This window comes from Actinomyces sp. oral taxon 180 str. F0310 (assembly GCF_000185285.1).
In the GTDB taxonomy this organism is placed as follows: Bacteria; Actinomycetota; Actinomycetes; order Actinomycetales; family Actinomycetaceae; genus Pauljensenia.
Genome location: NZ_GL622194.1, coordinates 1,167,114 through 1,189,269 on the forward strand (window position 1 = coordinate 1,167,114; position 22,156 = coordinate 1,189,269).

Below are 22,156 nucleotides of genomic sequence, written 5' to 3' on the forward strand. Positions count from 1 at the left end.
GACACGGGCGGCCCCAGTTTCACCACCCCCTCCGCCACCACAGACACGGGCGGCCCCAGTTTCACCACCCCCTCCGCCACCACAGGGACGGGCCGCCCCACTATCACCAGCCCGCTCTTCCGACCCCGCAGGTCAGCGCGCCCACGTCTTCCCGTGCGATCAGACGCAAAAGCGGCAGCTTAACTGGCCGGCACGATGGCCCTACCACTCACGGTCACCTCATTGCCGCTTCGACGCACACCTGCATCGACCAGACCATGCCCTCACCGCCCGCGGTCACCTCTTGACGCCTGCGACGCGAGAGCTTCCTCCTCGTCGCGTCGTTCTCGTCCCCAGTGGCAGCGAGTTATCCACAGGACCGGATCTGGCGCTTGTGTGATCCGGCAGCGGCCGCGCACAGTCAAGACAAGACCTTGAGTTTGGTCAGCACACCCTGGGAGAGAGAAGCCGCTATGACACCCGATGAAATCACTGCGATCAGATCGCAGCTGTTGGTTGTAGGAGTACACGGCACCAAAGTCCAATTGCATCGGCGGTGTAAGGCACGAGAGATAGTGCGGCTCTTGTCCGGAATCTATGTTCCGACAGCGGCGCTTGCCGACCTTGGGGTTCAACAGCGCCGGGATGTCGTCTTCGCAGCCAGACTGAGCGCTCTGAGTATTCGTTTGCCCTCACATGTGCTCAGCGGGGCAGCTACTGCACCGCTGCTCGGTTTGCCAGGAGAAGGACGCCTTGAGGAGCTCATCGCTTACGCGCCAACACGCGGATGCAGCCGGATCGTGCATTTTCCTTCCCTGACGTTGCCGGGCGACCAACACATTCCAGGCGTGACGCTGCGGACGTGTCGGCCATGCCAGCCAGCAGCTTCCGTAGAGTTCCTTGGCTTTCGCATCGCCGCACCCAGCCGCATCCTGGTCGATTGTGCCCGCACATGCTGCGACGAGCAGGCATTTGTCCTGGCTTGTGCGGGCTTGGCACGTGCGTCACACTTCAACCGCTTCCGACCCAGTGAGTCACGCGCTCGGCTCGCTGAAGCACGCCGAGACCTCCTCGCCGAAGCATCGCTGCTTCCCGTCAATACTCCAGGGAGGAGACGCGCAGAGTGGATTGCACGCAACGCGAACGCCGGTTGCGAGTCACCGGGTGAGGCTCTGGTGTTACTCGCGTTGCTCCGCGCCGGAATTTCTGGGCTCACGACCCAGGAGGAAGTCCACTGTCGCGACAACACCTACTTCATCGACATCGCACTTCCGGCCCTCAAGATTGCCATTGAGTTTGACGGCCGCGTCAAGTACGGAAACACCGTCGAGGAGGTGCACGACAGTGTTGAAGCGCAACAGCGGCGTCAGAGGAGACTCGAGGTGGAAGGATGGCTGGTGATTCGCATCCGCTGGTCCGACCTACGCCACATGGACGAGGTAGTGGCACAGATCCGGGCCGCCATTCGCTCGCGATTGGGACGATAGCCTCTCTCGCTCACGTAGCGTGGAACCCGGTACCCAAGGTGGCTTGCATCTGGCTTGCGCCGCACCCAGAGGCCTTGGCGCGTCACATCTGTTGATGGCTCGACCGGAATGTAGCTTTCCCCGTGCCCAGAGGCCTTGGGGAGGGATTCACTGCGTGGCTCCGCGTTTCCCGGGTCTCTCTCCCATCGCCACTATCCACGCGGATTCAACAAGCACCTTCCCGCGATCGGCCTGTGACCCCACTGAGTAGCTGTGGCCGCGGCAGCTCACCCTGGGCTCCCGCGGCAGACCGCCGCACTACGCCTCCGCGTCGGGCGCTGCGCGAAACCCAGACCACCCCCGCCACGCCTTCTCGGGCGCAGCACGAAACCCAGACCACCCCCGCCTCAAGAGAAACACCAATATCCGGCGATTCACGCGAAGCAGGGGCGGGCCGCGTTTCACTAGCCCCTTCGCCGCCGCAGGCAGGGGCGGCCCCGGTTTCACCAACCCCTCCGCCGCCACAGCCAGGGGCGGCCCCGGTTTCACCAACCCCTCCACCGCCACAGCCAGGGGCGGCCCCGGTTTCACTAGCCCCTCCGCCGCCACAGCCAGGGGCGGCCCCGGTTTCACTAGCCCCTCCGCCGCCACAGCCAGGGGCGGCCCCGGTTTCACCAACCCCTCCGTCGCCGCAGGCAGGGGCGGGCCGGGTTTCACCAACCCCTTCGCCGCCACAGGCAGGGGCGGCCCCGGTTGCACGGCGCGCCACGCTTTCGCCTCCCTGGCAACCACCATGACGGCATGCATCCGATATCTCGCGGCAGATGGCCCGACTCAATGGATTTCCACAGAGGATATGAGTCAGAGTAGATGAGTCGGTGGGGGCACCGTCACCCATGGATGCTCATGTGCACCACGCGTTTGACGGTTGTTTCACGGGGCCGCTCGCGCGCCCCATTCGCGCTCGGCACGCCCGGAGGGAAGAATGGGGGTATGGCAGATGAACGCGAGTCGAAGGAACTCCAGTCGGGCACGCTCGTCATTGGGTTGGGCCGTTTTGGTTCGGCCGTGGCAGTGACGCAGGATCAGCTCGGGTACGAGATCTTGGCTGTGGAAAAGAATCCCGCGCGCGTACAGGCATTCGCGGGGCGCTTCCCGCTCGTTGAGGCCGACGCAACATCGAAGGACGCGCTGGAGCAGCTGGGGGCGCGCGAGTTTCGCAGCGCTGTCGTCGGCGTCGGATCGTCACTCGAGGCCGCCGTGCTCATTACCGCGAACCTGGTGGACATGGGAATCTCATCCATCTGGGTTAAGGCGACCTCATCGCAACACGGCCGCATCCTGCGGCGCGTCGGCGCCCACCACGTCGTGTACCCCGATCTGGACGCGGGCAAGAGAACAGCGCACCTGGTGGGAGGACGCATGGTCGACTACATCGAGATGGAAAAGGATGGTTTCTCCATCATGAAGCTGCGCCCGCCGCAGGAAGTCCACGGCTTCTCTTTGGAGGAGTTGGACCTGCGCGGCCGCTACGGGGTGAATGTGCTGGCAATTCGTCGGCCAAAACAACGTTTCGAGTACGCGGACGCGTCTACCCGGATCAACTCCGACGACGAGATCATCGTCTCGGGCGACTCGCACCTGCTGGAGTACTTCGCGAACCGCCCGTAGGGAAGCAAACAGACGTGGGCCCCGCGCGATGATTCGCGCGGGGCCCACTGCTTGATGAAGCTCACGAGGCCGGATCAAAGACGTCGGTCGAGCATTGTTTTGGGCGCTCACGCCCTCACGACACGTCCACGCCAAGCTGGCACATCAGTGGTGACGGCGATGAGACCGGTGGTGAGAACTACCGCCACCATGGTTGCCACCATGGTTCCCGCTGTGGTTGCCTCCGTGGTTCCCGCTGTGGTTCCCACCCTGGTTCGCACTATGCTTACCGTGGTTCCCACCCTGGTTCCCGCTGTGGTTCCCACCCTGGTTCGCACTATGCTTACCGTGGTTCCCACCCTGGTTCCCGCTGTGGTTACCGTGGTTCCCACTCTGGTTGCCTCCGTGGTTCCCACCATTGTGCGTCCCGTGATCGCCATCGTGTTTGGATCCGTGGCCCGCGCCTTTACCGTTATCGTGGCCGTCGTGACCCGAGTCATGATCGCCGCCCTTATGGGACGACTCTTTATCGCCACCACCAACTTCGATGTGCGGCTCGATCTGCGGATTGACCTCGACGTGATGATCATCGTGCTGACTGTTGTCAATGTTGACGTCACCGCCCGCGTTGATCCCGTTGTTGTCGCCACCGACGTTGTTCGTACCGCCCGAGGTGGCACCGTTGGAAAACGGCCCATCGGTATTCCAGTTGCCATCACCGGGAAGCTCAGGATTACGCCGTTGCATGCCGCCGTCTCCGCAGCATCCCCCGCCAGGGGCCTGGCACTGCTCACCGATCTTCTCGACGCCGCGGGTCAGGTCACTGCCCGCAGAGGTCAGGACGGCGAAGATTGCCTGGAGAGCCTCAAGCGCATAGGTGAGCGTCTCCATGATCGGCTCGATCCGACCAACCCACTTGGCGACCCTGCTGGCGACCTGCTCCGCAGCAACCGGAGCCGCCGTGCCCAGTGAGAGGACAACCTCAGCAACCACTTCGAAGCACGTCACGATAATGTCCGAGATCGCGCCAACCACCGCGTCGTGAATGTTATCGACCGAATCGGCGACCTTCGACAGGGCTGCACCAAATGCGCTCGAGGCATCAGAGATCGCGTTGATGGCGCTCACCACGATCGCCTGACGCTCCAGGTAGGCGCGGACGGCCTCGCCCTGCATGCTCGACATGGCGCTGGACGAGCCGCTGTCGAGTTCAGAAGCGATCGATGCCAGGGATGACGAGATCGAATCCCAGCTGGAACTCATCCCATAGACCTGGCCCGAGTCGCCGGTCAGCTGATTGATCCACCCCTTGAGGGGTTCCACATGCTGCATGATCCATTCAACGACCATGCTGCCGATATAGCCAACGGGGTCGGCGACGAAACTACCGATCTCGTCATAGATGCCTTTAGCGGACTCGGCGAGGGAAACGATATCGCCGTTCCTGATGTCGTCGGCTGCGCCGACGATCTGGTCAACGAACCCCAGGCCCTCCGTCGGGGTTGTGTTATCAATACTCCGAGTATGCTCGGGAGCTTCAAGATTCACTTCTTAACTCCTTCGAATACGAAGCGACGCAAGCTACGTTCTTCGTCCTGACGCTGACGATGGAGGAACTTCTCGATGTCCTGGTCGCCGTTGCTATCCTGTCGCTCAAAGAGCGAACGTACATCATCCGGCTTCGAATCGGGGTGAGCCTTCGTAAACTCGTCGATTCGTGCGGTCTGGGCCTTCTGCTGCTCCTCCACGAAGGAACGGTAGCTAGCCTGCTGGTCGTTGCGCTGCTGCGACATGAACGTATCGAAGTCGCGACTCGTTGCCTGGGGGTGCTCCTGCACGTACTGGCGAATCTGCGCTTCTTCTTCCGTGCGCTGGCGCGCCAGGAAGTCGGTCATGGAGTCTTGCTGCTGCTGCTGATTTGACTCAACCAACGACTTGATCTCGGACATGTCCTGGCCGGGGTGGGCGTCGGCGTAGCGGGCGAGCGCCTCGGTCTGGTCGGCATGCTGACGCTCGTAGAAGGTAGCAAGGTCAGTATTCTCGTCGTTGCGCTGTTGCTCCAAGAAGGCGCGCAGCTGATCATCGTCGACGCTCACCTTGTCGTGGCCACCGAGGAGGGCCTCGAAGTCGTCGGCTCCGCCGCCGCCTTTACCGCCGTGCGCGTCCTTTCCGTCCTTGCCGTCGGCACCATTCCCGTCCTTGCCGTCGGCACCGTTCCCGTCCTTGCCGTCGGCGCCCCCATGGTTCTTGTGGTCGCCGGTGATGGAGTCCGTTTCCCCATGCGCTCCGTCGGCCCTGTGGAGACCCGGGGTGGCAGGGATCGCAGGCGAGCCAGTCCCCCCGCTATCAGAAGATCCGCCGCCGGAGCCGGAACCCATCCCGCCACCGCCACCGCCACCGGAGCCGGAACCCATCCCGCCACCGCCACCGCCACCGGAGCCGGAACCCATCCCGCCACCGCCACCGGAGCCGGAACCCATCCCGCCACCGCCACCGCCACCGGAGCCGGAACCCATTCCGCCACCGCCACCGCCGCCGGAAGAGGTCGCCCCGCCGCCGGAAGAGGTCGACCCGTCGCCGGAAGAAGTCGACCCGCCGGGCGGGTTGTCCCCCGATTCCTTCTTTTCTTTCTTGAACTTGTCCTCGATCTTCGTCTCGAGGTCGTCCATTTCTTGCGCCCACTGGTAAAGGCAGTTCACGAGGCGGGATTCCGCGCCGGCGCAGTCCTCGATCATCTTCTGCAGATTCTTGATCTGTGAACTGACCGGAGGAACGAAGAAGGAGCAGATAATACCGAAGGCGTTGCCACTCACCTGGCCCTGTGTGGCCGCTGCGGTGCTCACGTTCTGGTTGAGCATGTCCGCGCAGCTGCTGACGTCGGATGCGTGCGACCTGATCAGGTCCGTGTCGACACCGAGATCGAAACTCATACCGATCAGCGCCCCAACGAGCCGAGGTTCGCGTCCAGGTTGGTGAGGTAGTCCTTCAAGGTACCTCCGTCATCACCGAAGCGCTCCGTGGTCTGACGGTGAATGTAGTCGCGCATGTTGCGTCCCGCGTCCGCGTAGGCTTCCATGATGGCATCCTCGACGTCGCGAGCGTCGGCATCCTCGAGTGCTTCGTCGTCGATCGATAGCTTCACAAGACGTCCGTCGGGGTCAACCTCAACTTCAACCTCGCGGCGAGAATCGAAACCGGAGGCCTTGGCGTTCTTGATGAGGTCGACGAGCTCGCGCGCGTCTGAAGCCCTCTTCTCCGCTTCGGCCATCTGTTTCCGGAGTGTCTGTCTGATTTCTTCGGGCGTCCGCCCCAGTGCTTCTACCATACGGTTATCCTAACTGATCCCGCTTGCTCTCGTAATACTGTTCATCCTTCGAACGCTCGTTCATCGCCACCCTCCCCAGCCCCTGCACACTGTTCAAAGTTCAACGGTCACCGCGGTGTCCGAAGAGGCGCGCGGAGCACGAAGCGCCGGGCCGCAGCGTCACCTCGTCCACGCCTGTCAAACCGTGGCTGGGCGCGCGGCTCCGTCGCCCGGTAGCTCTGCGCCCGCGGCGAGCGAGGAGGGGCGACGACATCGCCGCGGCGGCGGCCCGTCTCCCCGTGTCCGCCCGCGGCGGAGACGGACAGGCGGTTCAGCTCGCGTGATAGCGGGGGCTGGTGCCCAGGTGCACGGGGTAGTCGTGCTGGGAGTCGAAGGCGGCGTTCTCGTTCGTGCCGCGATAGACGTAGGAGTCGTCGTTTCTGATCAACAACGGGTTGACGGTGCCATCTATGTAGTCTTCAACATCCTGCCAGCTGGGATCCGAGGCGTAGGTTTTGGACTCGCACGGGTTCTCGTCGGGAAGGCTGCTTGCCCTCGCATTGAGCATCGCCCACGGGTCGATCGCACCGAATCCCGTGTACGTGTTCCACTCGCCGTTGCCTCCCACGCCCGTCGTGGTCATCGCTTGCAGGATCTGATTCGACGTCACATCGTCACCAAACCTCTGCCACGCGATGGCCAGAAAACCTGCGACAATGGGCGTCGCGAAGGACGTGCCCTGCGCATCGCGGATGCTCCCATCCGAGCCGGAGCGGAAGTAGCTCCTGCCCAGGGCGGCCGTTTCGATACCGTTGCCCCAGTTGCTGTAGTCGGTCAGTGAGCCGTCGGCGTAGATGGCTCCGACCCCGCAGACGCCCGACCACACGGGAAGCCCATCGCCAGCGTCCTCGGTCGAATCATTCCCCATCGACGCGACGACGATGACCCCCTCGGCCAGGGCGCGGGCCATCGCCCACCGCAGGTCCTGCGATTGGTAGGGGTAGTTGCTGGAGATGGAAATGATGTCCGCGCCGTCGTTGATCGCCTGTTCGATGAGCAACGAGGTGTCGGCGGCCCCTGCGCCATTCCACCCGGGCATTTTGCAATCCGCGCCCGCCTCCTCGTCCCGGTACGCCAAGTCGTAGGTGTAGAGGGTAGCTTTGGGCGCGATACCGAATCGGGAAGACACCAGGATCTGTGCGACGGCAGTCCCGTGATCGAGGTCCTCGGCGTTGGAGGACACGGCGCAGGGGGACTTGTTCTCGATGTGCGCTCCAGCCAGCTCCGGGACGTTCGTATTCACGTGCCCATCGATCATCGCGATGATCGTTCCCTCCCCCGTGTAGCCCTGAGAGTGCAGGGAATCGAGGCGGTAGTAGCCGTAGTACTCCTGGTCCGCGCCCGTGAGCGTGGGCCCGACGGCGTTGGCTGGAACGGAGGGAACAGCGAGTAGGCCGCCCGTCAGTGCGAGGATGCTCGCAACCGTGGTCCCAAGGCGCGCACGGCGCCTCGTCAGTATCGTGCTCACGACAGGTCCTCCTCGGGGTCTTCGACGACGCTGGGCCGCCCGCGCAGGTGAGAGAGGATCACCAGGCCGCCAAGCAGCGCAGATCCCAGCACCACCACGGCCGAGACGATGTATGTGCGGATGGTGAGAATGGTGTCGCGCCCCACCAGCCTCGGCGCAGCCTGGGCGGGATGCTGCGGTGCGGGGTGCGCTGCGGGGTTCGGGTGAGGCGGGCCGAACCTCGTGCCGATGTCGTCGAAGGTCAGGGCATCGTAGGGGGAAAGGATTCCCCACCCGAGTTCATCAGTGCGTTGATCTGCGGTTCCGCGCACGGCGGTCACCTCCAAGCGATACTTCCACATATCCGGTGACTCGTTGGGGTATCGGGAGGCCACGAGAGCCGCGAACCCTCCCGCGTAGGCGGTCGCGTACGAGGAGGACGGGAGGGGTGTGTCACCGGAATACCCGCCGACCAGGCAGTCGGCCTGGTCGAACCAGGTGGTGTGAATGACGCCGGCGGGAACCGCCGCATCGACGTGCGCGCCGTGGACCTGCTGGTCGGAGGAGGAGCCGTCCGCGTTGCTGGCGGTCACCGCCAGAACCCCCTCGTAGGCTGCCGGGTAGACGATCTGCTTGTCCTGCTGATCCTGGTAGGTATTGCCCGTCGAGGCCACCACGAGCGAGCGAGACCGCACGGCCTGGATGGCGGCCTCCAGCTGCGGATCGCTTTCGGCGGACGAGTGAGCGACCACGATGATCTGCGCGCCGTGGTCGGAGGCCCATCGGATCGCGCGCGCCACGCGCTGCATGAAGGTCTCTTCACCCTGCTTCGGGTTGGCGTTCCCCCCCTGTTCGAGGCCGGTCTCGACACGAACGGGAAGAATCTGCGCGTCGGGGGCAACGCCGATGAGCCCCGAACCGACGGAGGAGGGCAGCTGCTGGGCGGCGATCGCCCCCGCGATGGCGGTTCCGTGCTCCCCCACGTCGACGCGCCCATCGGTGTTCTCGCCGCTGAAGTCGACCCCCGGCAACACGACCGTCTTGCCGCTCGCGTTGAAGTGCTGGTTACCGGCTGCGACGCCCGAGTCGACCACGGCGACCGTGACTCCCGAGCCCCGCGACACCTCCCACGCTCGCCGCACCCCAACGTGATCGAGGATCGCGGGCTGAGCCTTGATGTACGTCGGACTCTCCTGCGGGCACGTCTGGTTCTCCGTTGGCTTCGGAGTCGGGCTGGGCGCCTCGGTAGGCGGAGCGGTGGGCGTGGGGCGCACGCTGGGGGTCGGCACCGGGTCCGCGTGAGCTACGCGGGCACCGAAGGCGGAGGCGTTCCCTGCCTCGTGTGAGGAGGTGGGCACGATCAGGGGTGCGAGCGCGAGGCCGACGGTCAGCGAGGCGCCGACGAGGCCTCGTCCAAACGCCCGCGAACGGACAGTGCCGCCGCTCACGAGAGCCCCACTGAGGCCGCTGCCGCCTTGGGCGTCAGTTCGGCGCCCTGCGGGATGAGGTTGCTCCACGCCTGCGGGATGGCCGTCGCGTCGGCCTGCGTCCACCCGAGGAGCTTGATGGAGGTGCTCGGCACGTCTCCGAGGGAGTGGAAGTATCCCAGGTCGGAAACGAAGCCGTAGGCGGCGGCCTCTCCACCCCCGGGGGAAATCGCGACGAGGGCGCCCGAACCGCCGCCGACCGTGACCTTGCGCGTCGTGACCGGCCCTGTCGTGGCGTTCAGGGACTCCGGATCGTAGGAGGCGGCGTCCGCGTCTTTCTTGGGCATCGTGTACAGGCCGATCTTGGGCACCGCGTGATCGGTGGTATCCATCTTCGCGCACACGACCGTCTGAGTGGCCGAGTCTCGCTTGTCGTTCGCCCACTCGGCCTGGGCAAAGTGCTCGTACGGCGGCCAGTCCTCTCCGATGAAGTCGGCGTGGACGGGGGCGATGTCCTTGAACTCCTCGGTCGGGAGCTGCTTGCCGGTCGGCGCGTCCTTGTACAGGCGCGCCGCGGTCGAGTTGAAGACCGCCAGGTTAGCTTCGTCGACGACCAGGTAGGAGTTGAGGACCTGACCGTTGGAATCGATCTGGTCAACGACCATGCCGATCGTCAGCCCCTTGTCCTTGAGGGAACCGGGGAGCTTCGTCGCAGGCTGGCCGGCGTTCGGGATGTCGTGATAGCTCCACGATCTCAGCTGCGTGCCGGACGGGAAGAGCTCAAGCCACTCGGGCTCGACGTCGATCGGGTAGGCGATGATGTTCTGGAACGCGAGCGCCCATTCACTCTCGCGACTGTCGGCGTCGTTGATCAGGTACTTCTTATGCGTGGTTCCGTCAATGAAGTACCTGGTTCCCCCGTGATCGGGGGTCACGAGCGCCGAGGTGGTCTCCGTGAGCTTGAACTGCTCGGAGGGCAGGCTCTTGGCGATCCACGTGTGCGAGGAGTCGTCCAGATCGCACGACAGCCACGTGCTCGCTAGCTGCTTGGCGGCGGGAACGTCTTCGGGGACGTTATCGAGGCCGAGCTGGGGGCCTCGCGGATAGTTCTCGAGGGCAGCAGCACTGGCCTTCGTTGAACCGAGTCCCGATTCCGGCGCGAGGAGCTTAGCCGTCGTGATGTTCTTGATCGGGTGAAGCACGCCGTTCGCCCAGAAGTAGCGGGCGCCGGTGTCCTTGACGTTGATCAGCTCGTAGTTCACCGTGTTCAGGTCCGGATTCGAACTGAAGAAGCGAGTACCCACGCCGATCACGCACATGATGACGGCGACGACGACTCCGAAGATGAGCGGACGAACGGGCGAGGGAGTGTCAACCTCGCGTCCGTTGGGGGTGCCGGATGTGAAAGCGGTGATCAGGCGACTGCGATTGAAGCGCTGGGCTTCAAGGATGTCTTTACTCGACGGCATGACTTAGCCCCACAGGTAGACGGCCAGAGGGATGAGGACAAAGAGCGAGAGCACCGAGAGCGTATCCGCGAGGCGCGCCAGGTGGGGTCGCATGCGAGGCCCGACGACGTTCGTGATGACGAGGACAAGCGCGGCGGCGACCGCCAAGAGCGTCACCCACGGCAGGACCGTCGCGTCCGTCCGGGTCGCGAGGGCGGCGGCAACCAGGATCGCGCTCAGGCCCGTGAGAGCGCCGAGCAGAACCTCCACGCGTGCCCGAATCGAGCGGGTCTGGAGGATGAGGGAAACCGCACCGAGCAGCACAAGCATGAGGGGGAGGAACACGGACCCCTTAGCGGGGGCCGAGAGCATCGACACCGTCAGGAAGATCGCCGCCAGCCCGCCGCCCGAGCGCAGGGCGACGACGAAGACGAAGGAGGTGCTCACCTGGTCGGTGACCCCCTGGGCGGGGATCTGCTCGGTCGTGTTCGCGTCGAGGATGCGGACGGGGATGTGGGCGAGCGCCACCCACGGGGCGAGCTGAAGCAGGACCACGACGAAGGCAAAGAGGACCGCCGAGACACCACGCTGGGAGAGGTTTCCGACGTGCACCATCAGCCCGGTGGCTGCGATCACGGAGCCGAGGAGGAGCGGGGCCGCGATGGAGATTCGGTAGCGCTTGGGCAGCGCGAGTGCGGCAAGAGAGCCGATCAGCAGGCCGACACCAACGCTGATCCAGCCCCCCTTGTCCCACTGGCTCTGGGTCAGCCGCAGCGCGGCGGCGGCCGTCAGAAGCGGAACTGTGTGGGCCAGGGCGATGCCGCTCGGTCCCGGGCTCTTGCGGGCGACGACCACCGAGGTTCCGGTAACGAGCATGGCGGACACGAGGCCGATCGCTCCGTAGAGGTAGTTCTGTGTGCGCAGGGCATCCTTGTCGAGGGAAGCGATCGTGTCGGGGGGCGTGGTCGCCAGGAGGAGCGCCGCGACGAAGATGAGTGCGGCAGCACACAGCGCGGCGAGTGTGCGAGTATCCTCACGCGTCCATGGTGTGGACACCCTTTCGATGACCTGTCCCACGGCCTCGGTCAGATCGTCGTAGACCATGTCCGACGCGCCTTCGCCGAGCGGCTCGAGGGTAAGGGCGGCGCCCGCACGCACCCCCTGACTGGCCAGGGACTTCGATTGGTCGAGGAGGCGACCCGACGCCGTACGCACCGCAAAACCGTCATTCGTGGGCTCGTCGCTGAAGGCTCCGACGGACTCAACCAGTCCCGGGAGAAGCTCAACCAGCGGTACCGACTGGGGGATCGTCACGTCGCTACGATCCACGCCATAGGTGATCGTGAGTGGGATAAGCGCCACGCCACGAGATGCAACCGATGCCATCGAATCCTCCCAAGATGCCGTGTGATGGGGTTAAGCGAGTACACGACACAACCCTGTAAGTCTAGGTTGTCGGTCAGGATTTGTCATGATTTTCGCGTAACATCTAAAAAATTCTCGAAAACATGGTTAGTATTCGTATGTCCCCATGCTCTCACGCATCCCCGCGAGAGAGTCCACTCATACAAAATGGAGGTTCACATGGCAGACCAGAGGGCCGAGGACGGCGCCCTTCCTAGGGGCGTACAGGCTATCGAGTCGACCTACGCCGACCTGCAGGGTCACTTCTCCCGTCTCGAGGGCGACCTGTCAACCATCGGCAGCTCCTGGCAGGGCGCGGCTTCTGTCCAGTTCACGCAGCTGATGCAGCAGTGGCAGGATAATGCCCGCAAGATTAACGAGGCTCTGCAGGAGCTCGCTGACAACCTGCGCGGCACGCACCAGTCCATGGAAGCCAACGAGGCCGATACTAAGAGCACGTTCTCTCAGCTTCTCGGCGGACTGTGATAGAGACGATAGGAGACTGAAATGGATTTCCAGGTACAGTACGGCGCCCTCGATCAGGCCGCCGCTGACATCAACACCGGTGCAGGCAACCTCGATAGCTGCCTGAGCGACCTCGAGCAGACGCTCAACCAGCTGGTCGCGTCGTGGGAAGGCCAGGCTCAGGAAGCCTACCAGGCCGCCCAGCGCAAGTGGAACGAGGGCCTTAACGGCCTGAAGGACGTCCTGCGTAAGACCTCGACCGCCGTTGACTCCGCTCGCACCAACTACCAGCAGACGGACCAGTCCAGCGCTGCCCGCTTCTGATAGCGTCGCTCGGAGAGCATAGAGGGGCCGCCCCAGATGGGGCGGCCCCTTTCCGTCTTTTGGCTGTGTCTGTTATCTGTGCCTGTTGGCCGCTCTCGTGGGGGCGGTACCTTTCTATCTTTCGGCCGTGCCTGTTGGCTGTGCCTGTTGGCCGTGTCTGTTGTCTGTGCCTCTTGTCCGCGCTCGTGGCGGCGGCACCTTTCTATCGTTTGGCCGTGCCTGTTGGCTGTGCCTGTTGGCCATGTCTGTTGTCTGTGCCTCTTGTCCGCGCTCGTGGCGGCGGCACCTTTCTATCTTTCGGCCGCGCCTGTTGTCTGTGCCTGTTGGCCATGTCTGTTGTCTGTGTCTGTTGTCCGCGCTCGTGGGGGCGGTACCCCGGCTTCCACCAGCGCGGCGATCCCTCGGGTGGCACATCGAGGCGCCGCGCCGGCAGATCCTCCTTCGGGTGCCGCAAACGCGACGACCGCCCGACCACACTCCAACGCACCGCGCGGGCAGATCCTCCGGTTCTGCCGTTCCTAACCTGATCGAGCAGGGCTGCGATGCCCACCACGATATGCGCACGCCAGCGCCGCTAGGGCATCCCGCTCTCTTCGGCTGCGCATCCGTATGCCCCTGCTTCGCCCTGAGGCACCAGCTAAGAAGAAGGCAGCGATTCACGCCGAAGTCAAGCGGTCGAAATTCGCAGCGTGGCAGCACGGCCGCACCTGGCTCTCACGCCCAATGACTCGCTTGACACTTCAACAAGGTGATGGATCGCACTGCTTGGCTAGGCGCCGTCGGCCCGATGCAGGCGCAGACGAAGAGGACGTGAAACCCAGACCACCCTGGCATGCCGCACCAGCGCCCCCAGTGAAACCCAGACCACCCCCGCATCCACAAACTGCCCCATTTCGAGCCACACTGCCGAGGCACGGGCGGTCCCGGTTACACCACGACGCAAACAGCCCCAGGCACGGGCGGTCCCAGTTACACCACGACGCGAGCGACCTGACACAGGGGCGGTCCCATAAAACCCAGACCACCCCAGCATGCCGCACCAGCGCCCCCAGTGAAACCCAGACCACCCCCGCATCCACAAACTGCCCCATTTCAAGCCACACTACCGAGACAGGGGCGGGCCCATGAAACCCAGACCACCCTGGCATGCCGCACCAGCGCCCCCAGTGAAACCCCAACCACCCCCGCATCCACAAACTGCCCCATTTCGAGCCACACTACCGAGGCACGGGCGGGCCCGGTTACACCGCGGCGCAAACAGCCCCAGGCACGGGCGGCCCCGTGAAACCCAGACCACCCTGGCATGCCGCACCAGCGCCCCCCGTGAAACCCAGACCACCCCCGCATCCACAAACTGCCCCATTTCGAGCCACACTGCCGAGACAGGGGCGGCCCCGGTTACACCGCGACGCAAACAGCCCCAGGCAGGGGCGGTCCCGGTTACATCACGGTGCAAGCGACCTGACACAGGGGCGGACCCGTGAAACCCAGACCACCCCAGCATCCACAAACTGCCCCATTTCGAGCCACACTGCCGAGACAGGGGCGGCCCCAGTTACACCACGACGCGAGCGACCTGACACAGGGGCGGCCCCGTGAAACCCCGACCACCCCCGCATCCACAAACTGCCCCATTTCAAGCCACACTACCGAGGCACGGGCGGGTCCAGTTGCATCGCCAGGCGAGGGTCAAGCGCAGGGGCAGCCCGAGGGTGCGGGCCGACACACGCAACTCACCGCCGCACCCGCCGTGCCGGCCGAGTCCGCCGCGGGATCAGTGGGCGGTGTCAGCATCGGCGTAGACGATGGTCGCTCGCCGCTCCCCCATGAGGATCTCGGTGCCGGCGGGGACCTCCACCGCTTGTCCGCCGGTCAGGGCGGTGATCCGCCCATCTGGGGTGCGGATCTGTGTGCCATTCGCCGAGAACGAGTCCTCAATCCACGCGCCGTTTGCGGTGGGGCCAACGCGCATGTGCGTGCGCGACAGGGACACCGTCGTGTCGGGCACCACAACTGAGCGGGAGCCCTCCACCGATGCGGGCGCTCGGCCGAGGGTCAGTGGCGCATCAATGAGCTCGCGCTGCCCGGAATCAAAGATGATCCACAGCAGCGGCCGCACCGTGGGAGCGGCGGGCGCCCCCCACTGGGACCGGCCGGGCACGCCGACCTGCGACCGCCCATCCCCACCCCACTGCGATGAGGCCTGCGTTCCCGCCTGCGCAGCTTGGTAGTCCCGGCGGCTAGGCGGTGGCGCGGGCGCCGAAGAAGCGGCAGAACCGGCGGGGGCCGAAGGCATAGACCCCGCGACAGGAGCGCTCGGTGTGGGAGCAGAGCGAACACCGGATGCAGACATCGAGGCGGGCGCCGAAGAAGCGGCAGAACCGGCGGGGGCCGAAGGCATAGACCCCGCGACAGGAGCGCTCGGTGTGGGAGCAGAGCGAACACCGGATGCAGACATCGAGGCGGGCGCCGAAGGAACGGAGGGTGCGGGCGCCGAAGGAACGGAGGGTGCGGTGGGCACGCCGGAAGCTGACGCCACAGGCGTGGCAGGGCCGGCGGGCGCCGCAAGGACCTCGTCGAACTGGGTGGGACCACCAATGCGGCCCGGCGCGGGAGCCGACGGGGCGGGCGGGACCGAGGGGCCACCGTAGGAGCCCCCATACGACGGTCCGGAGGGCGGAACGGGCGCAGAAGGAACCGAGGGCGGAACGGACGCAGAAGGAACCGAGGATGGAACGGGCGCAGAAGGAACCGAGGGCCCGGCCGCGCCAGGAGCGGCGGGCGCCGCAGGAACAGAGAACCCGTACCCCGAGGGAACACCGGGAGCCGCAGCGCCGCCCTGCTGAGCGGCAGCGAACTCGGGACCGTAGGGGTCGTTCGCGCGGTAACCGGGCGCGGAGCGGTCGGGAGCGCTGGAGGGGACGGGCACGAGCGGGGCGCTCGGCGCCCCCCAGTCCTGCGATACGGGGCTCGTGTGGACGGCGTCGAAGCCGCTGGGCGTTCGCTCGGGCCGCGAGTACCCGCCTCCGCCCAGCGCCGCGTCACCGGGTCCGGCCGCAAGCGCCGCGTGCTTGCGCAGGTCGACGAGGCGGGTGCCGGTCGGGCCCGTCAGCCAGGTGTGCCCGTCGTTGACCATGGCGAAGGCGGCAAGGGGTCCGACGACCGTCAGCTGCAGGCCGACGTTCATGGCGGTGTAGGCGAGGGCCGACCCCAGGGAGGGGGTCTGCGCGTCGCCCTCGTCGCGGATGAGGCACACCTTCATGGCGGCCATCCCCGGCGTGCGTCCCGTTGCTCCCAGCATGATCGCGGAGGCAAGGACGGCCTCGATGGTGATGAGGGTCATCGTCAGGGGTGTGAAGTAGACGAACCAGGTGATCCCGAGCAACGCGGCGAGGATTGCGAGGTCGATGACGTAGGCGCCCACCAGGCGCGACGCAGCCGCAGGGGCGAAAGGAGTCGTGTGGGTGTCAGGCATTACAGGACCGCCCTCCAGGCGAACTCGAACAGGCCCGAGGCCATGAACGCCGCGGGAAGGAGAAGAAAGGTACAGAAGGTCTGGACGAAATCGAGGATGGTTCCCGCGAGGGCCGCGTGCCCCTTCGGCTCATACAGGGCGACTCCGGCGGCGACGGAGACGCCGACGACGATGAGGACGCACACCGGGAGCAGGGGGTAGAGGCCGATGTGGCCGGTCCAGGACTGGACCCAGGCCCCCAGGAGGAAGGCCGCGGCCAGCCCCGCGGCGCTGAGGCGCGGCAGAATCCGGCCCAGGTGGTTGCGGGTGGCGCGCGGGGAGGTGAGCAAGGTGATGATGGCGGCGATCACCAGGACGAATCCGCCGATGCCCCGGCCCACGTCGATGGTGGGGGTGACGGACAGGGCTAGGGGGACGCCGCCCACCAGGACGAACAGGGTCGAGGCCGTGACGATCAGGGCATTTCGGGCGTCCGTGTGGCCCAGGGCGGTCGCCATGCGTCCGCCCGTCACCGGGCTGGGGGTCTGCGCGGGCTCCTCACGGATGCGCACGGGGATCGTGAGGACGGAGGAGGCATCGACGAGCTGGTTGTCGGGCACGCGCAGCGCGAGCCTGGGAGCCATGAGGAACAGGAGGATCCCGACGACGACCGCGAGGGGAGCGACGTTCACGAGGTGGAAAACCGGGTATGCGCCGACCGTGACGAGCGCGACGGCCCCGACCCAGACGAGGATCGCGCTGACCGCTGCGGGGGTGCCCGTCAGCGAGGCGACGGCGACCGCGGCGATGAGGGCCACCCAGACGGCGACGACGGGGGCGACCTCGAGGGCATGCACGCCCGCACCGGAGACGAGGCCGATGGAGCTGTATCCGGCGAGCGCGGGCATCAGGAGGAGCATCGCCGGCCGCGAGCGCACGAGGCGGGAGGCGAAGAGGGGAACGAGGGCCCCCGCGCAGCACAGGAGGGAGCACAGGATCCGCAGCCAGACGGGGATCCCGGCGAGGATGATCGCCCACATCGGGCCGTCCTCGGGGTACTTGAACCCCCGGAGGGTCGCGTCCGCGACGAGGGGCATGAGGCACAGCGAGGTGATCGCGCCGACGAGGAGGAAGCAGATGCCGACGAGGGCGAGGACCGGGGAGAGCCACTGGTTCTCGTGACGGGCGGAGGCCTCGTTGGCCTGCTGGGCGGAGAGGACACGGCTGGACAGGGCGATGGCGGACCCGGAGGGAAGCTCCCTGCCGAGGACGGCCGCGCTGTCGAGGGGGCGCCCGTCCGCATGGGTGAGGCGGACCGACGGAATGGTCAGGTCGATGGCCAACATGGCACACAGCCCGGCGACCGTGGTCCCTTGGGGGGCGGCGAAATCGGAGGCGCCATCCTGGTCGATTACGGTCACGGACACCATGGGTGCGCTCATCGGACCTCCGATCTCAGGGAAACAACAGTGCCCAGTGTAGTGCACCGAGGCTAACCGTCGGTTAAAACTTGGAAGTCCACTCCGCTACACTGGGAGCAGTCGCATCGAACACGTACGCGCGCAGCGCGAGGAGACCTGATGGTTACACGCAAGAAGAGGCGCATCGCCAAGGTTCCGGAGCAGCCCTCGGGCACCCTTGACCTCCAGATTCCGCCGGAGAAAGCCGAGCCCGCGTCGATCGGCAACGTCTTGATGATGGTCATCCCGATGCTGGGTTCGACGGGCGTGATGATCTTCATGGCCTTGCAGCAGCAACAGCAGCAGTCCAACCCGCGCATGCTGCTGATGGGCGGTGGCATGCTCGTGGCGATGCTGGGCATGGTCGGCTTCAACATGTACCGCCAGTTCTCCCAGTACCGCACGCGCGTGGTGACCCAGCGCCGCGAGTACCTGTCGTACCTGGCGGAGACCCGCGAGGCCGTGCGCAAGGTCGCCAAGAAGCAGCGCGCCTACTACAACTGGGTGTACCCGGACCCGGACGCGCTGGTGACGCTGGCGGCCAACGGCTCGCGCCTGTGGTCGCGCGAGGGCAACACCTACGACCTGCTGGCGTTCCGCTACGGCAGCGGCACCCAGCCCCTCGGCTTGACGTTCAACCGTCCGCCGATCGACCCGATGACTGAGATGGACGTGGTGTGTCTGTCTGCGATGGACCGCTTCATCGGGGTTCATGACCACACGGATAACGTCGGCATGTTCCTGTACCTGGGCGACTTCAGCCACATTGAGGTCGCGGGTGAGGGCGAGTCCGTCTACGACGAGATGCGCGCCATCATGATGCACCTGGCGTGCTTCATCGAGCCGTCGAAGCTCAAGATCGCGGTCCTGTGTTCGGCCGATCGGCTGGGCGACTGGGAGTGGGTCAAGTGGATGCCTCAGGCGCGCTCCTCCCTCGTGCGCGACGCGGTGGGTCCGGGCCGCATGATCTCCACGGATCCCGCGGAGCTTGCCGAGATGATCGGCCCGGACATCCCGATGAGGGGTCCCTTCCGCTTGACGGACGACATGCCGGAGTGGCCTCACCTGCTGCTGGTGTGCGACGGGGCCGAGTTCCCCTCCTCCTCGCCGCTGGCCTCCCCCTCGGGCGTTCGCGGCGTGACGATCATGAGCCGCGCGCGCGAGTGGACCCCGATGACCTCGCACACGACGCTGCGCCTGGTCATCCACCCCAGCGCGGACCGAAACGGCTCCGACGTGGTCGACGTGGTCACCATGGACTCGGTTCCCGAGAGCGCGCACGCGGACCGACTGTCGGCGGTCCAGGCGGAGGCGATTGCCCGCCGGATGACGCCGTTTGCGACCCAGCAGAGCCTGGAGGAGGCCGACACGCCGGTGGGCCGCTCGGACGAGTCCCGCCAGAAGGACCTCATGGAGCTGGTGGGCATCGGCGACATCCGCGATTTCGACCCCGAGAAGCAGTGGCGTCGCCGCGAGGGCCGCGAGCGCCTGGCCGCCCCCTTCGCGGTGACCCCCGAGGGCAAGCCCGTGGTCCTGGACATCAAGGAATCCGCCCAGCAGGGCATGGGCCCGCACGGCCTGCTGATCGGCGCGACCGGTTCGGGTAAGTCCGAGGTGTTGCGCACGCTGGTGCTGGCGCTGGCGCTGACCCACTCGCCCGAGCAGCTGAACCTGGTGCTCGTCGACTTCAAGGGTGGCGCGACCTTCGCGGGCATGGCGGACCTGCCCCACGTGTCGGCCATGATTTCGAACCTGGAGTCGGAGCTGTCCCTGGTTGACCGCATGCAGGACGCGCTGCAGGGCGAGATGGTTCGCCGCCAGGAGATGCTGCGCCAGGCGGGCAACTACGCGAACGTGAGCGACTACGAGGCCGACCGCCTGGCGGGCAAGCACGAGTTCCCGCCGCTGCCCGCCCTGTTCATCGTCCTGGACGAGTTCACGGAAATGCTGGTGGCCAAGCCGGAGTTCGGCGAGGTCTTCATCATGATCGGCCGTCTGGGCCGTTCGCTGTCGGTTCACCTGCTGCTGGCCTCGCAGAAGATGGATCTGGGTAAGGCGCGCGGCCTGGAGTCGCACCTGTCCTACCGCGTCGCCCTGAAGACTTTCACGGAGAACGATTCGCGCGAGGTCCTGGGTATTCCGGACGCCGCGAAGCTTCCTCCCCTGCCCGGTTCGGGTTACCTCAAGGCCGGTGGAGACGGCCTGGTTCGCTTCCGCGCGTCCTACGTGGCCGCTCCTCCGCCCGCCCGCACCTTGGCCTCCCTGTCCGAGGCCTCGACGGCGGGCGCCCCGAGCGCCCCGATCGAGATTCTGCCGTTCACGGTGGCTCCCGTGATCACGCGCGCCGACTCCCTGGGTGAGGACAAGGAGGAGGTCGACCAGAACCAGGAGGTGGTCCTGGCCGGTGACGAGGAGTGGGCGGACATGTCCGAGATGGACATCGCCGTGGCGAAGATGAAGGGCAAGGGCTACCCCGCTCACCAGGTGTGGCTGCCTCCCCTGGAGGTTCCGGACACCTTTGCGACCCTCATGCCGGACCTGCGCGCCGACCCGGACCTGGGTTTCGTGTCGCGCGCGTGGCGCGAGTCGGGGACGCTGCGCGTCCCGCTGGGCACGGTCGACCTGCCGCTGGAGCAGCGGCGTGAAACCCTGGTCTTGGACCTGTCGGGGGCGGGCGGTAACTTCGCGCTCGTCGGCGGCCCTCAGACGGGTAAGTCGACGGCGCTGCGCACGATCGTGCAGGCCCTGTCGCTGACCTACACGCCGCAAGAGGTCCAGTTCTACGTGATGGACTTCGGTGGCGGCACCTTCGCGGGCTTCGACGGCGCCCCGCACGTCGCCGGCATCGCGACGCGCGACACCCCCGAGGTGCGCACGCGTATGCTCGCCGAGATCGCCTCCATCATGGACGATCGCGAGCGCTACTTCCGCCACAACGGCATCGATTCGATGGACACCTACCGGCGCGGGCGCCTGGAGGGCCGCTACGACGACGGCTACGGCGACGTGTTCCTGGTGGTCGACGGCTGGGGCGCGCTGCGCTCGGAGTTCGACAGCCTCGACAAAGAGGTGACGACGATGATGAGCCGAGGCCTGTCGCTGGGCGTTCACCTGGTGATCGCCGCGGCGCGCTGGATGGACATTCGTTCGGAGGCTCAGGACATCTTCGGGTCGCGCCTGGAGCTGCACACGGCGAACCCGAAGGAGTCGATCGTCAACCGCGAGGGCGCCGCCCGCATCCCGAAGGGGCGCCCGGGCCGAGGCATCGACATGGTCGGGCACGAGATGATGATCGGCCTGCCCCGCGCGGACGAGGAGCAGGACCCGACGACCGTGTCGCAGGGCGTGGCCTACACGGTGAAGAAGATCCGCGAATGCCTGGTGGCCGGGGAGGGACCGAAGCTGCGCCTGCTGCCCGAACGCATCACGGGCCAGGAGATCCTCGCCCAGCTTCCGGAGCAGCAGATCCTGCCGCGCGGCGGCGGGGACATGATCCTCGGCCTGGAGGAGTCGCGCCTCGGGCCCCTGCTCTTCAACACGCGCTCGGAGTCTCACCTCTACCTCTTCGGCGACGCGAAGACCGGGAAGACGGCGTTCCTGCGCTCCATCATCCAGGAGATCACGCGCCTGTACTCCCCCAACGAGGCGAAGATCGTGGCCCTGGACATGCGCCGCTCGCTCCTGGGAGACATCCCGGAGGACTATTCGCTGCGCTACCTGACCAACCACCAGGAGGCCATCGGGCAGCTGCGTGACCTGGCGAAGTTCATGCGCACGCGCCTGCCCGGCTCGGACGTGACCGCGGAGCAGATCCGCGAACGCACGTGGTGGTCGGGTCCGGAGGTGTGGATCCTGGTCGACGACTACGACCTGGTGGCCACCACGTCGGGCAACCCGCTCATGGAGCTCATTGACCTGCTGCCGCAGGCGGGCGACATCGGCCTGCACGTGATCATCACCCGCCGCATGGGTGGCGCGTCGCGTGCGGCCTACGAGAAGGTTATACAGATGATGGGCGACCTAGCTGTGACCGGCATCCTCCTGTCGGGTAATCCAAAGGAGGGCGCGATCATCAACGGCGTGAAGCCCAGGCGCGCCGTCCCGGGCCGCGCGCAGGTCATCCACCGCGACCTCGGGGTGGTTGCCGCGCAGCTGACGTGGACCCCACCCGCCATGTGAACCGTCCTTGACAGGGAGGCCCAGGACTTGCTTATCATTGACCAGTTTGAAAGTAGGAGTTGAGGATGTCTTCTCGTGTGTCGCGTCGT

Annotated in this window: 14 protein-coding genes; 5 read left to right on the forward strand and 9 right to left on the reverse strand. The window is 66.0% G+C overall.

What is annotated here, in order from left to right; all coding sequences use genetic code 11:
* The first annotated feature begins 452 nt into the window (after window positions 1-452).
* Both HMPREF9006_RS10845 and HMPREF9006_RS05065 read left to right on the forward strand, forming a co-directional pair.
* Complete coding sequence (locus HMPREF9006_RS10845) at window positions 453-1,466, forward strand: endonuclease domain-containing protein (protein WP_034231134.1); 1,014 nt, start codon at window positions 453-455, stop codon at window positions 1,464-1,466.
* A gap of 972 nt (window positions 1,467-2,438) precedes the next feature.
* The gene (locus HMPREF9006_RS05065) at window positions 2,439-3,116 is read left to right on the forward strand and encodes a potassium channel family protein (protein ID WP_034231138.1); all 678 of its coding nucleotides are present in this window, start codon (window positions 2,439-2,441) and stop codon (window positions 3,114-3,116) included.
* A gap of 144 nt (window positions 3,117-3,260) precedes the next feature.
* On the opposite strand, the gene HMPREF9006_RS05070 is transcribed toward HMPREF9006_RS05065, so the two are convergent.
* The 7 genes from HMPREF9006_RS05070 to HMPREF9006_RS05100 all read right to left on the reverse strand — a co-directional run bounded on the left by HMPREF9006_RS05070 (window position 3,261) and on the right by HMPREF9006_RS05100 (window position 12,167).
* Window positions 3,261-4,643, reverse strand: coding sequence for a hypothetical protein (locus HMPREF9006_RS05070; RefSeq protein WP_009212490.1), 1,383 nt, complete (start codon window positions 4,641-4,643; stop codon window positions 3,261-3,263).
* Window positions 4,640-6,025, reverse strand: a complete 1,386-nt coding sequence (locus HMPREF9006_RS05075) for a hypothetical protein (RefSeq protein ID WP_009212491.1) — start codon at window positions 6,023-6,025, stop codon at window positions 4,640-4,642. Before HMPREF9006_RS05075 ends, HMPREF9006_RS05070 begins: the two co-directional genes overlap by 4 nt.
* Window positions 6,026-6,030: 5 nt before the next feature.
* Window positions 6,031-6,420 (reverse strand): YbaB/EbfC family nucleoid-associated protein, encoded by a 390-nt coding sequence (locus tag HMPREF9006_RS05080; RefSeq protein ID WP_009212492.1) that lies wholly within the window; start codon window positions 6,418-6,420, stop codon window positions 6,031-6,033.
* A gap of 310 nt (window positions 6,421-6,730) precedes the next feature.
* A complete protein-coding gene (locus HMPREF9006_RS05085) occupies window positions 6,731-7,927 on the reverse strand; it encodes a S8 family peptidase (protein ID WP_009212493.1) in 1,197 nt (398 codons plus the stop codon).
* Window positions 7,924-9,354: a S8 family serine peptidase gene (locus tag HMPREF9006_RS05090; protein WP_009212494.1), complete on the reverse strand. Its 1,431-nt coding sequence runs from the start codon at window positions 9,352-9,354 to the stop codon at window positions 7,924-7,926. The genes HMPREF9006_RS05085 and HMPREF9006_RS05090 overlap by 4 nt, the downstream gene beginning before the upstream one ends.
* Window positions 9,351-10,802, reverse strand: a complete 1,452-nt coding sequence (locus HMPREF9006_RS05095; protein ID WP_009212495.1) for a type VII secretion protein EccB — start codon at window positions 10,800-10,802, stop codon at window positions 9,351-9,353. The genes HMPREF9006_RS05090 and HMPREF9006_RS05095 overlap by 4 nt, the downstream gene beginning before the upstream one ends.
* 3 nt (window positions 10,803-10,805) lie before the next feature.
* A complete protein-coding gene (locus HMPREF9006_RS05100) occupies window positions 10,806-12,167 on the reverse strand; it encodes an EsaB/YukD family protein (protein WP_034231144.1) in 1,362 nt (453 codons plus the stop codon).
* 198 nt (window positions 12,168-12,365) lie between these two features.
* Here HMPREF9006_RS05100 and HMPREF9006_RS05105 point away from each other — a divergent pair, with 198 nt between their 5' ends.
* Window positions 12,366-12,671, forward strand: coding sequence for a WXG100 family type VII secretion target (locus HMPREF9006_RS05105; RefSeq protein ID WP_193389671.1), 306 nt, complete (start codon window positions 12,366-12,368; stop codon window positions 12,669-12,671).
* A 21-nt stretch (window positions 12,672-12,692) separates the two neighbouring features.
* Window positions 12,693-12,974: a WXG100 family type VII secretion target gene (locus HMPREF9006_RS05110; protein ID WP_009212498.1), complete on the forward strand. Its 282-nt coding sequence runs from the start codon at window positions 12,693-12,695 to the stop codon at window positions 12,972-12,974.
* 1,774 nt (window positions 12,975-14,748) lie between these two features.
* Here the strand turns inward: HMPREF9006_RS05110 and HMPREF9006_RS05115 are convergent.
* Window positions 14,749-16,449 carry a translation initiation factor 2 gene (locus HMPREF9006_RS05115; RefSeq protein WP_009212499.1) on the reverse strand — a complete coding sequence of 567 codons (1,701 nt, stop codon included), beginning with the start codon at window positions 16,447-16,449 and terminating at the stop codon, window positions 14,749-14,751.
* Complete coding sequence (locus HMPREF9006_RS05120; RefSeq protein WP_009212500.1) at window positions 16,449-17,870, reverse strand: hypothetical protein; 1,422 nt, start codon at window positions 17,868-17,870, stop codon at window positions 16,449-16,451. The genes HMPREF9006_RS05115 and HMPREF9006_RS05120 overlap by 1 nt, the downstream gene beginning before the upstream one ends.
* A gap of 138 nt (window positions 17,871-18,008) precedes the next feature.
* Here HMPREF9006_RS05120 and HMPREF9006_RS05125 point away from each other — a divergent pair, with 138 nt between their 5' ends.
* On the forward strand, window positions 18,009-22,067 hold the full coding sequence (locus HMPREF9006_RS05125; protein WP_009212501.1) for a type VII secretion protein EccC: 4,059 nt from the start codon (window positions 18,009-18,011) through the stop codon (window positions 22,065-22,067).
* Window positions 22,068-22,156: the final 89 nt, after the last annotated feature.

Excerpts from the sequence above, each read along its gene's own strand:
- HMPREF9006_RS10845 (WP_034231134.1), top strand. The coding sequence starts at position 453 with ATGACACCCGATGAAATCACTGCGATCAGATCGCAGCTGTTGGTTGTA.
- HMPREF9006_RS05065 (WP_034231138.1), top strand. The coding sequence starts at position 2,439 with ATGGCAGATGAACGCGAGTCGAAGGAACTCCAGTCGGGCACGCTCGTC.
- HMPREF9006_RS05075 (WP_009212491.1), bottom strand. The coding sequence starts at position 6,025 with ATGAGTTTCGATCTCGGTGTCGACACGGACCTGATCAGGTCGCACGCA.
- HMPREF9006_RS05080 (WP_009212492.1), bottom strand. The coding sequence starts at position 6,420 with ATGGTAGAAGCACTGGGGCGGACGCCCGAAGAAATCAGACAGACACTC.
- HMPREF9006_RS05095 (WP_009212495.1), bottom strand. The coding sequence starts at position 10,802 with ATGCCGTCGAGTAAAGACATCCTTGAAGCCCAGCGCTTCAATCGCAGT.
- HMPREF9006_RS05100 (WP_034231144.1), bottom strand. The coding sequence starts at position 12,167 with ATGGCATCGGTTGCATCTCGTGGCGTGGCGCTTATCCCACTCACGATC.
- HMPREF9006_RS05105 (WP_193389671.1), top strand. The coding sequence starts at position 12,366 with ATGGCAGACCAGAGGGCCGAGGACGGCGCCCTTCCTAGGGGCGTACAG.
- HMPREF9006_RS05110 (WP_009212498.1), top strand. The coding sequence starts at position 12,693 with ATGGATTTCCAGGTACAGTACGGCGCCCTCGATCAGGCCGCCGCTGAC.
- HMPREF9006_RS05115 (WP_009212499.1), bottom strand. The coding sequence starts at position 16,449 with ATGCCTGACACCCACACGACTCCTTTCGCCCCTGCGGCTGCGTCGCGC.
- HMPREF9006_RS05120 (WP_009212500.1), bottom strand. The coding sequence starts at position 17,870 with ATGAGCGCACCCATGGTGTCCGTGACCGTAATCGACCAGGATGGCGCC.
- HMPREF9006_RS05125 (WP_009212501.1), top strand. The coding sequence starts at position 18,009 with ATGGTTACACGCAAGAAGAGGCGCATCGCCAAGGTTCCGGAGCAGCCC.